General features: G+C 35.6%; 9 protein-coding genes and 3 pseudogenes. 11 read left to right on the forward strand and 1 reads right to left on the reverse strand.

Features of this window, described 5'->3' with window-relative positions; translation table 11 throughout:
* A pseudogene (locus tag ACRRVB_RS01355) lies at nucleotides 1-138 on the reverse strand (IS5/IS1182 family transposase); the annotation flags it as partial.
* Between the two features lie 86 nt (nucleotides 139-224).
* On the opposite strand from ACRRVB_RS01355, the pseudogene ACRRVB_RS01360 reads away from it, so the two are divergent.
* The 11 genes and pseudogenes from ACRRVB_RS01360 to recJ form a co-directional block, all read left to right on the forward strand.
* A pseudogene (locus tag ACRRVB_RS01360) lies at nucleotides 225-1,001 on the forward strand (IS110 family transposase); the annotation flags it as partial.
* 450 nt (nucleotides 1,002-1,451) lie between these two features.
* Nucleotides 1,452-1,634, forward strand: a pseudogene (locus ACRRVB_RS01365) (transposase); the annotation flags it as partial.
* Between the two features lie 409 nt (nucleotides 1,635-2,043).
* Nucleotides 2,044-2,670, forward strand: a complete 627-nt coding sequence (locus ACRRVB_RS01370) for an outer membrane protein assembly factor BamD (RefSeq protein WP_432466208.1) — start codon at nucleotides 2,044-2,046, stop codon at nucleotides 2,668-2,670.
* 130 nt (nucleotides 2,671-2,800) lie between these two features.
* Entirely contained in the window at nucleotides 2,801-3,106 is a 306-nt protein-coding gene (locus ACRRVB_RS01375) for a DNA-directed RNA polymerase subunit omega (RefSeq protein ID WP_432466209.1), read from the forward strand.
* A gap of 149 nt (nucleotides 3,107-3,255) precedes the next feature.
* Entirely contained in the window at nucleotides 3,256-3,924 is a 669-nt protein-coding gene (locus ACRRVB_RS01380; RefSeq protein WP_432466210.1) for a DUF4292 domain-containing protein, read from the forward strand.
* A gap of 133 nt (nucleotides 3,925-4,057) precedes the next feature.
* Entirely contained in the window at nucleotides 4,058-5,005 is a 948-nt protein-coding gene (locus ACRRVB_RS01385; protein ID WP_432466211.1) for an acetyl-CoA carboxylase carboxyltransferase subunit alpha, read from the forward strand.
* Between the two features lie 231 nt (nucleotides 5,006-5,236).
* The gene (locus tag ACRRVB_RS01390) at nucleotides 5,237-6,034 is read left to right on the forward strand and encodes a biotin--[acetyl-CoA-carboxylase] ligase (RefSeq protein ID WP_432466212.1); all 798 of its coding nucleotides are present in this window, start codon (nucleotides 5,237-5,239) and stop codon (nucleotides 6,032-6,034) included.
* Between the two features lie 52 nt (nucleotides 6,035-6,086).
* A complete protein-coding gene (gene truB / locus ACRRVB_RS01395) occupies nucleotides 6,087-6,812 on the forward strand; it encodes a tRNA pseudouridine(55) synthase TruB (protein ID WP_432466213.1) in 726 nt (241 codons plus the stop codon).
* Between the two features lie 467 nt (nucleotides 6,813-7,279).
* Nucleotides 7,280-8,314, forward strand: a complete 1,035-nt coding sequence (pdhA, locus tag ACRRVB_RS01400) for a pyruvate dehydrogenase (acetyl-transferring) E1 component subunit alpha (RefSeq protein WP_432466214.1) — start codon at nucleotides 7,280-7,282, stop codon at nucleotides 8,312-8,314.
* Nucleotides 8,315-8,319: 5 nt separating this feature from the next.
* Entirely contained in the window at nucleotides 8,320-9,006 is a 687-nt protein-coding gene (locus ACRRVB_RS01405) for a tetratricopeptide repeat protein (protein ID WP_432466215.1), read from the forward strand.
* Nucleotides 9,007-9,029: 23 nt separating this feature from the next.
* Complete coding sequence (gene recJ, locus ACRRVB_RS01410) at nucleotides 9,030-10,739, forward strand: single-stranded-DNA-specific exonuclease RecJ (protein ID WP_432466216.1); 1,710 nt, start codon at nucleotides 9,030-9,032, stop codon at nucleotides 10,737-10,739.
* The last annotated feature ends 615 nt before the right edge of the window (nucleotides 10,740-11,354 follow it).

The raw sequence follows: 11,354 nt of genomic DNA on the forward strand, positions 1-11,354 counted from the left end.
AATCCAAAATACTGCATTAATAAACAGTCTATTATCTTTGGCAACAGCTCCCCAACCTCCTTGTTGACCTGGAAGTAGAGGTGATAAAATAGACCATACTTTGTCTGAAATATCATGACGGTGAATCCATTTAGACATCTATAAATATAATTGATGTTATGATCTAAAAATATAATATGAACTACAAAACAAATATACAAAATATTTCATGACGACACTATCTAGAATCTGACCTATCTGTTTCAGTTATTAATCCTAAGCAAATCAAACACTTTTCTAAAGTAATGCTATGTGTAACGAAGACTGATAAAATAGATGCTCAACTTATTTCGCTGTATGGATCAAAGATGGAGCCTAAACCCTATAAAATGGCTTCAGCAAGTATACAAGCCTTAAAGCAACAAAAAATACTTCTTGCTCAACTCAAGAAGCAACTTACCATGTGCTATAATTTGCTAGAGTCTTTTAACGTATTGCCTAAGGTAGATGCTTTAGCACTAAAAATGCTCAATCAAAATATAGCTTATCTGGAAGAGCAAATAGCACGATTAGAGGAAGAAATGCTTTGTATGACGCAAGAAAACTATAAGGAGCTCTATGAACGCATTCGTTCGATTAAAGGGATTGGCGATAGAACTACTATGGAACTTATTGTTTCCACTGGTGTGGGTAAACACTTTCAAACGGCTAAACAGTTCTCTAAGTACGTTGGGTTAGCTCCTATTTATGAGCATTCAGGCTCATCTGTAAGAAAGAAGGGCCATATCAATCGTCATGGGAACACTGGATTACGTGCTCTGCTCTACATCGCTTCTTGGTCAGCTATACGTTTTAATAAGTCCTGTAAAGCATTTTACGAAAGGTTAAAAGAAAGAGGGAAACCTGGAAAGGTAGCACTGATTGCTGTAGCTAATAAACTCATTAGAGAAGTATTTGCTATAATTCGAGACAATACTTTTTATGTAGATGGACATCTATCTAAACTTAAAACAATCCATTAGAATTGAATTGAATTGAATTGACTAAAACATAACTATACCTTTTCCGAAATAAAGTCAATTTAGGAACCAAAGTAATTAAAAATTTACCACGAAAAATTTGTCTTTTAACATAGTTCGTTTCGGGTTAAGAAAACTAGATAAGCGTTGCTCAAACAGAGGCTCAAGGCTATTATTTATTTTCTTAGATTTCATCCTTATTTTGCAAGCTTTTTATACAAAACAACCTAAAAACTGGTTATTAACCAATATAAATTCAACCATTTATTTGCTGATTAACAAATAATTATATGCTATTTCAGGGCCGGCTACTTACTCAATGTCTTTACCAGCATCATGGTCAAAACCCATAACGCATAGTTTATTTAATAAATAGATTGAAAATGATCCTATAGTTTGAAACAAAAATCTAATAAACTTAAAAATAAGTTACAAACTTAAATGCAGAGAGCTATAACCAAGCGATCCATCATTGAAACCATTATCGATCAGCTTAAAAATGTTAGTCCAATAGAACATTCCAGACATAGAAGTATACTTAATTTCTTTGTCAATTTGATAGCTGGAATTACAGCTTATGGGACAAAAAAGAAAAATCCTTCTATAACTAATATATATACAACTGGTTTACAATAAGTCTAATCCAGAGTTCAGGTTAGTAGACTAAAAAATTAGAACAAAATTTTTATCATGGAATATGATTTTTACCATAGTTTGTTAAATAGAATACAAAATCATCTATAAATGATAGACGAGACAAGATCTTTTAAAAAAAATGCACTAGAACCAAATTTTATTGCTGTACAGTAATTAATATCTAGGTATAGTTTAGTAGATTTGTGTCTATAAATGTTATTATCTAATTCAAATAGGTAAAGCTTTCAAAAAATTAATGCTTAGCGTGGTATAACCTTTAATACCACTACCTATAGTTTTATACTATTTACCATTTACTATGAAAAATTGTATGACTTATCTACCTTTTAGGTATAAATTTAGTGGTCTGTTTCTATTGATTTTTATTTATTTAGGAAATAATTTTTACTTGTTTGCTACTGATCAAGCGCATAAAGCCCAATCTTTAATTCAGCAAAAAAAAGAAGCAATAGTTCGGCTTTATGAGCGAAAGCGTTATGCTAAAGCCAATGCGCAGATCGCATCGCTTTTACCTATGTTAAAAAATAGAAGAGACCGCTCAGAATTTGAATGGTATCAGGCTTATGGTAATTTTTATACAAAAAAATACCTGGTTGCTTCCAATCAGTTTCATTTGTTTGTAAAGCAGTATCCTACTTTTCCCCAGGTAGAAGAAGCGCTTTTTATGAAAGGATATAGTTTGGCTTGTGAAGATGTAGATATACGTCTAGACCAAACTGTTACTTATGATGCCATACATTCCTTGGAGCATTATTTAGCCGTTTATCCAACTGGCCTCTATAGAAGCAAGGCTTTAGATGCGTTGCAAGCTTTGCAAGACCGTCTTATGAAAAAAAGTTTCCAAGCTGCTGCATTATATGTTCAGTTGGCCTACTATAATGCAGCTATTCTAGCCCTTAAAAACTTTCAACAGGTCTATCCAGATGCTTCTTGTAAGGAGCAAGTAGTTCGGCTGCTAGCAAAGTGTTATAAACAATTGGCAATGCAACAACGATTTGATCCAGAAAAGCAGTAACCCATTGCCTCAGATCGTTATCCCTTTGTGTAGGCGTTGCAGCCCTATTTGAATGGCAAAAAAATAATGCAGAAGAAGAAAAAAAATTAATAGATAAAAAATTTGCTTTTAACCAACCCTATTTACCACTATGAGCTTAAGTAAAAAAGTATATGTGACCCCTAAAGACATCCATAAGTTAATTGCCCCTACCGGCAATATTTATGAAACTACTGTTATCATTACCAAGCGTGCCAAACAGATTGCTATGAATAGGAAAAGTGAATTGGATCTTAAATTAGAAGAGTTTATGTCTATCGCAGAGGAAAAAGATAGCATAGATGCCCAGCGACAATATGAGATTACCCAGCATTATGAAAAGCTTCCTAAGCCTGTGATAGAGGCCACTTCAGAATTTTTAGAAGATGCTATTTCTTTTCACTATATTCATGTATAACTAGCGTGCCATTTTGGCCGCTTTTTATGGCCTATATGGACCCAATCAATGATAAAGCGTGGTATCCCCGATTGTACACTAAAAAGTGTCTGAGCGTTCTTTTTGTGCATATTTTTTTCGTTGTATTCTCTTTGTTTGCTGGATGTGGTATGGAACAATTTAGTCCGCAATCGCTTGATGCAGCTAATTTATTTCCTACTTTCCCTCCTTTCTTTTCTATACAGGCTGTTTTGCATTTTGTCCATCTACACCATTCCTTTCGTGGACATATAGTTTGCTCTGTAGCCTATGATCGACAAATTCATTTTATTGTAAAGGGTCCCTTGGGTATAGAGGTCATCCGTGGCCTTATCGATAAAAAAGGTGTAACTGTTGTCAATCGCTTGCGTCATCTAGTCTACCAATGGGATTATCAGTCCATCAACCAGTTATATCATTTCTACTGTAATTATTCATTTATTCAGTCATTGCTTTTAGGTACACTTGGTAGATCTGTTGAGCATAAAATATCTATACCAAATGTATTACCTGTTCCTTTAGCCTACATTTATGATCCATTTACCAGTAAGGTTATAGGCATTAAATTAGTTGATAGACAACAGGGATATTGGTTTAGCGTTTTATACCAACATAAAGTAATCAAGCATAAAACTTTTTTATCTGGGATTGAAATGAATTTTTCATTAAAAGAAAGGAAACAGTCCAATAAAGGCAGGGTAATTTTACAAAAATTCCATTTTAAAAGGCTTAAAAAGCCCACTATTCGTTTAAAGATACCTGATCATTATCGTAAAATAGTAGTATGTCCACAGCGCTGAGAAATCTTCGTGTCTTTCTTTTTAAGTGCGTAAATATTTTTTAAGTTATTTACTTTTGTATCGACTAATCTAACAAAATGAAACAGTCTTAAAAGTAAACAGCTTCCTCTATAAAATTTAAAACATCCATTTTATGCTATTAGATTTCGAAAAACCAATTGTTAAACTTGAAGAAAAGCTTGTCAAGATGCAAGAGGCAGCTAAAGCGCAAAATGCACCAGCGCTTATGGCTTCAATTGCTAAATTAGCCAATGATATCAAGGCATTACAAAAGAAAACTTTTCAAAATCTAACCAGATGGCAACGGGTTCAATTGGCCCGCCATCCAGATAGACCTTATACGCTTGATTACATCCAGCAGATTACAGAAAAATTTTTTGAACTACATGGAGATCGTTTTGTAGGCGATGATAAGGCAATTGTTGGTGGCTTTGGTACTATAAATGGGCAAACCATGATGTTAATTGGCCACCAAAAGGGAAGAACTACTAAAGAGCGACAATTCCGAAACTTTGGCATGGCTAATCCAGAAGGATACCGAAAAGCACTTCGTTTGATGCGTTTGGCAGAAAAATTTAATAAACCTATTATTACCTTTATAGATACACCAGGTGCCTATCCAGGTGTGGAAGCAGAAGAACGTGGGCAAGCAGAAGCCATTGCCAGTAATATTCAAGCTATGTTTGGATTACGTGTGCCTATTATATCGATTGTCATTGGAGAAGGTGCATCAGGTGGTGCCTTGGGTATTGCGATAGGTGACTATGTACTTATGTTAGAACATGCGTGGTATTCTGTGATTACACCTGAATCTTGTTCCTCTATTCTTTGGAAGAGTTGGGATTATAAAGAACAAGCTGCAGAAATGTTACAAGTAACCGCCAACGATATGTCTAATTTTCGTTTGATAGATGGGCTGATCAAGGAACCAATAGGAGGTGCCCATAGAGATTTACCAACTGCAGCAGCGCTGATTAAAGAAAGCATTCTAGCGCATTTAGAAAAATTGTCTAGCCAGTCTATTGAAAGATTAGTTCAAGCGCGAATAGATAAATTTTGTGCAATGGGAAAAATAGGCTGAGCCATCTTTATTCCGAGACAGTTGTAGTAGAAAATTAAAATTTGTTGAAAATAGCGTATACTGATCCAAGCCTTACCTATATAGCTTTAAAATGAGATAAATATTAAATTTTTAGTACTAAAAATTTACAAAAATGGCTCAATAAAGGACTAGGTTTTATGATAAAAGCGTTGCAATATTTTATTGTGACCCTTTTAAATCTTGCCTTCTACACGTTATATATGAAAAGTAATGGATATAAATCATATTTCCATGAATGATCTGTTTGCCCCATTCAATACTGATATGCAGTCTGATGTCCTATTTGATAGGGCTTCATTTTATTACAAAAGTTGTGCTTCTACCAACGACCTCGCCCAAACCTATCTACTACATGCAGCAGAAGGAACGGTTTTTATTGCAGATCATCAATACAAAGGCAGAGGACAGCGTGGTAGTAAATGGATTTCAGAATCAGGTAAAAATTTACTTTTTTCTTTTATTCTATATCCAGAATGGTTAACAATAGACGGGGTATTTGCCTTGAATGTTATTACTAGTTTAGCAATGTATGATGCGCTAGTAGACTACTTGCCAAAAGAAATCGCTATAAAATGGCCCAATGATCTCTATTGCTTAGATAAAAAATTAGGTGGTATATTAATTGAAACCAATATAGGAGATGGCTATAAAATAAAGACAGCGGTGATTGGTATTGGATTAAATATTAACCAACTGCATTTTGAGTCTGCTAACTTTACTTCCTTGGCTATACATAGCGGAAACAGCTTTGATAGAGCGTTGTTGTTAAGCCATATTATGGATGCCTTTGGTAGTTATTATGCTCATTTGCAAAATGGAATGTATAACTTACTTTGGGAAAAGTATATCAACAGACTTTACCGTAAGACAGGATTTCATACCTTTGCAACCACAAATGGATCGTTAGAAGGGTGTATATTATCTGTAAATAGGGCAGGGGAGTTGGTTCTAGTAGGACGCAATGGTACCAAATATGCTTATAAATCTAAAGAAATCGTTTTTATTTAGCTTGTAGAAGCTCTATCTTCCAAGTTTGGCCCATAATATATTCTATAATAATATGCATAAACACCAAAATGACCTTTCTGAGGCTATTTTTATGGTTCATAAACCTTTGGGGTGGACTTCTTTTGATGTTGTAAAAAAGATTCGTTGTGCATTAAAAATAAAAAAAATAGGTCATGCGGGTACCTTAGATCCCTTAGCTACAGGATTACTTTTGTTATGTAGTGGCAGGCAAACTAAAAAAATTAGCAGCCTTCAAGGGCTAGATAAGATTTATACTGGTCAAATGGTGCTGGGTAGGACTACACCATCTATGGATTTAGAAACACCTTTTAATAGCCTGTCTAGTTATGATCATATTACTGAAGAGATGGTAAGCGCTGCTGCTGCTACTTTTGTTGGACCTATAACACAAATTCCTCCTATCTATTCAGCCATTAAAATAGGTGGGAAAAGAGCCTATAAAATGGCTAGAAAAGGAGAAGAAGCTATGTTGTCCCCTCGCTCTATTACCATTTATTCTTTCCTGTTGACAGCGTTTAATCTACCATTTGTTAATTTCACATTGGTTTGTAGTAAGGGGACCTATGTACGAAGTCTTGTCCATGATTTAGGACAAAAATTAGGCGTTGGAGCTTACCTTCATGCTTTATGTCGAACCCAAATAGGTAATTATTGTTTAGATCAAGCCTATAGTCTAGAAGGATTACTACAAATCCATTCCCCCTGTTTAGGAGATGGGTTTCATCCAACCATAACTCAGTTTTCAAAGGAACTATAATGGTTGATTAATCTAGATCAATACTTTTAGTAGTAAGGGTAACGTTTGTAAAATAGTAATTTTGTGACTGAAAATCTCAAAGTATATGGCTCAAAAGAGAACTGTTTACCCAGTAGCTGATAAAGCTATCCCTAACATGGATAAAGATAAGGCTCTGTTGCGTCTATATGTAAGCTTATATACGTCTCTCCTTTATCTCAAATTTTGGGTATGATGCGGCCATATTTCATAACCAAAAAATATATCTATATTTGTTTTGCTAGTCAAGAGTAAAACTAAAACTATAAGAAACAAAACTTTTATTTTTTTCTCCGATTTTTTGAGCTACTATAATTTTGATTTTTTGTAGCTACTTAGGTAACTTTACCTGAGCATACTACCCATCTTTCTAAATTTTTAGGAAAATAAAATAATAGCGATTGGTTAAGGGACAAAAATGTATCAAATAATTGTAATAAAGTATAACCATGGCTCCATCAACTATAGATAAAGCATCATCTACAGTATCCCCTATTGGTAGAACAGAGCTTTCCCATTTTTACCAGCAATGGTATAAGATGATGTGGTTGATTCGTAAATTTGAAGATAAAGCGGCCCAACTGTATGGGCAGCAAAAAATTCGAGGATTTTGCCACCTGTATACAGGACAGGAGGCCTGTGTAGCTGGTGCTGTTACAGCACTACGCCAAGGAGATAAATACATTACGGCTTACCGTGACCATGCCCATCCTCTTGCATTGGGGAGCTGCCCAGGCCATGTAATGGCGGAACTCTATGGTAAAGCTACTGGTATTTCTAAAGGATATGGAGGTTCGATGCATATGTTCGATAAAGCCCGTCACTTTTTAGGTGGCCACGGTATTGTTGGTGGACAAGTGCCGTTGGGAGTCGGTATTGCGTTTGCTGAGCAATATAAAAAAACAGGTTATCTTTGTATAACCTATATGGGAGATGGTGCAGTACGTCAAGGTGCTATCCATGAAGCGTTTAACTTGGCTATGCTCTATCGTTTACCCATTATTTTTGTAATTGAAAACAACGGCTATGCAATGGGTACTTCAGTAGAACGAAGTTCTAATGTTACAGAACTCTATCGATTGGGTAGCAGCTATGGTATGGATGCAGCTCGCGTAGATGGGTTATGTGTAGAAGCAGTACACTGTGCTCTAGAGGAATCAGCTATAAAAGCTAGAAAGGGTATACCCAGGTTGCTGGAGTTGGTGACCTATCGTTATAAAGGCCACTCTATGTCTGATCCTGCTGGTTATCGTACCAAAAAAGAGGTAGAAGCCTATAAAGAACAAGATCCTATTCTTAAGCTTAAAGCATTGATCTTACAAAAGAAAGTGGCCAATGCAACCGAATTGGAAGCAATTGAGTCCGAGGTCAAAGATCAGATTGCACAAGCAGTTTCTTTTGCTGAGGCATCTCCTTTTCCAGATCCAGCAACTGCGTATCATTACGTTTACAAACAAATCGACTATCCATTTCTTCAGTATTAAATGCTATGAAAATAATAGATATAAATAGTATTCCTAGAAATCCCTCAGAAAGCAACAAAGCAAAGGGGAAGTCAATATCTTTGAAGTGTAACAAACAAAAATGGTATCTCGTTGGCTTTTGCATAACCTTTTTTTCTGTTGCCGTTTTGCTCGGATTTTTTTATTTAAGAGAAGCAAAAAATGTAAAGGCACAAGATGATATTTTTCAAGCAATCTATCATTTTGAAGCTGGTGATTTTGATAAGGCGCTCAAAGGTGAGGGGGGGCATAAAGGTTTTGTAGAAGTCATTGAACAATATCCTTATACTAAAACGGCCAATATAGCTTGTTTTTATGCTGGAATTTCCTATATGCACCAAAAGGAATATGATAAAGCCCGCTCTTTTTTAAGTAGATTTAAGGGTAAGGATTATATTTTACAAGGCCGTTCTTGGTCTGTAATCGGTGATGCCTACAGTGAACAAAAAAATTATAAACAAGCGGCTGCCTATTATTTAAAGGCCGCTCGTTATAGGCCAAATAGTACATATACGCCTCGTTATTTGGGTAAAGCAGCCATTGCTTTTGAGGCAGATGGGCAATATGAAAATGGCTATCGTTGTTACCGAGAGATTGTAGAAAAATATCCAACCTCTTTGTATGATAGTGGTTTGGCTATTAAAGAAGCTAGTCGTTTATCAGCCTTTTTGTAAATGGATTAATTCGTATTGTATGTATGCAGAAACGTTGGGTGCTTCACTCTTTTAAGCTATGTGATAAGGTAGCAACTTTGGATAAAATACTCGGTACCCCCTCTGCTATTTCAACTATTTTGGTAGAGAGGGAAATAGAAACTTTTGAAGCAGCTAAGCATTTTTTTCGTCCTTCTTTAGAACAGTTGTATGATCCTTTTTTAATGCAAGGCATGGAACGTGCTGTAGGCCGTTTGCATCAAGCCTTAACCCAAAAAGAAAAAATATTAATTTATGGTGACTATGATGTAGATGGTACGACAGCTGTGGCTATGGTCTATGCTTTTCTTCACGCATTGCCTGGTGCAGCAGTAAGTTATTATGTCCCAGATCGTATGGTGGAAGGCTATGGAGTTTCCATGCAAGCGATAGAAAAAGCGTATCAAGATGGCATCAAACTTATCATTACTTTAGACTGTGGTATAAAAGCGTATGGACCCATTGCGCTAGCGGTTGAACGCGGCATAGATGTAATGGTTTGTGACCACCATGAAGTAGGAGATGTTTTGCCACTAGCGTATGAAATTTTAAATCCCAAACAACCAAGTTGTCCCTATCCTTTTAAAGAATTATCAGGTTGTGGTATAGGTTTTAAACTATTACAAGCCTTTTGTAGTTACTGTGGCTTAGAGCCTACAACCCTTTATGGTTACTTAGACCTTGTAGCGGTTAGTGCTGCTTGTGATATAGTCCCATTGGTAGATGAAAATAGAATTTTAGCCTATTTTGGCCTCCAACAATTGGCTACTCAGCCCCGTCCAGGACTACAGGCATTAATCGAGTTGGGAGGGTTAAGTACTACCATTACTATTTCTGATATTGTTTTTAAGATAGGTCCGCGGATTAATGCAGCTGGACGTATGAGTCATGCTTCTTTAGCAGTTCAGCTACTTATAGAACAAGATCTAGTACAAGCCTATCATCTAGCGCAATCTATTGATCAACAAAATCTCTTGCGCCAATCGCTTGACCATACCATTACACAAGAAGCTTTGGCCATGATAGAAAATAAGACCCATCCAAGCAAGAGCAATGTGCTTTTTAATTCAGATTGGCATAAAGGTATTATTGGCATTGTAGCTTCCCGTTGTATTGAACAATATTATAGGCCTACTGTAGTTTTAACACTTTCTGATGGTAAAGCTACTGGTTCTGCTCGTTCCATATCTGGCTATAATATCTATGAGGCTATTTCAGCCTGTAGTGGACTTTTAGACCAATATGGCGGACATGCTTTTGCGGCAGGTCTTACCATGCCACTAGCCCATGTGGCTAAATTTCAGAAACAATTTGAAGAAGTAGTATCAGAAACGATAACCGATGATTTGTTAATCCCTCAACAACCCATTCATGCCTTAATCTCTTTTCAGGCTATTACTCAGAAATTCGTAAACATATTGATGCAAATGGCTCCTTTTGGTCCAGGGAATGCTACGCCCATATTTGCTAGTGAAAAAGTTTATGCGCGTAAATTTTATTTAATAAAAGAAAAACATCTTAAGTTGGAACTGTACCAAACAGATTGTTCAGTGTCCTATGAAGCGATAGGCTTTGGTTTGGGTGACTACTTCCCACTTGTTGCAACTGGAAAGCCGTTTGCTATAGCTTATACCATAGGATACAATTATTATTTGGGTCATAAATCTTTACAACTTATGGTCAAAGATATTAAAGAAACAGTATGTATGGCTTAAACCAATAAATGGACTTTAAATTGGAAAGATTTGAATCAGTTGTCTGATCCCTATAGGTGTGTTACATTAAAAATGTAAGATTAAATGTCAACTACTACAGTTAAGCTTATCTCCTAAAATACCTTTCAAATAGTTAACGGATTATTTACCATCCTATTGCATATGACCGATCTGAGGTTGCAATAGAAGATCTTTTTTTAGAGCAAGTGTTATCCTTCTTAACGTTTTGACACAGTTAAAAGGATATTTTCATTAGATAGGCAGCATCCAATCTCTTATTATTTTATAATTTTTCAGTTCACTATGCCACCACACACAATGCGACAGAACTTTTCTATCAGTTCTTGGTTATCCTTTATGATTTGAATTGACTCTTCTTCCAAGAGTTCGGAGTCTTTCTTTTTAAGTGTGTAAATATTTTTTAAGATTTGTAAATTTTGTATTAAATACATTAATTTTTATTCTTTAAAAGTATGAAAAAGAAAGTAAGTTCTCAAGATGGTATAAGCAAAGCGATAGATTTATTAGTAGAATCAGGAGTAGATTTATCGACCCTTTTTGAGAAAGGAGGATTACTCAAAGAACTAAGTAAACGTCTTATAGAAAAAGCCTTAG

Source organism: Candidatus Cardinium hertigii (assembly GCF_050864855.1).
GTDB classification, from domain to species: Bacteria; Bacteroidota; Bacteroidia; order Cytophagales; family Amoebophilaceae; genus Cardinium; species Cardinium hertigii_C.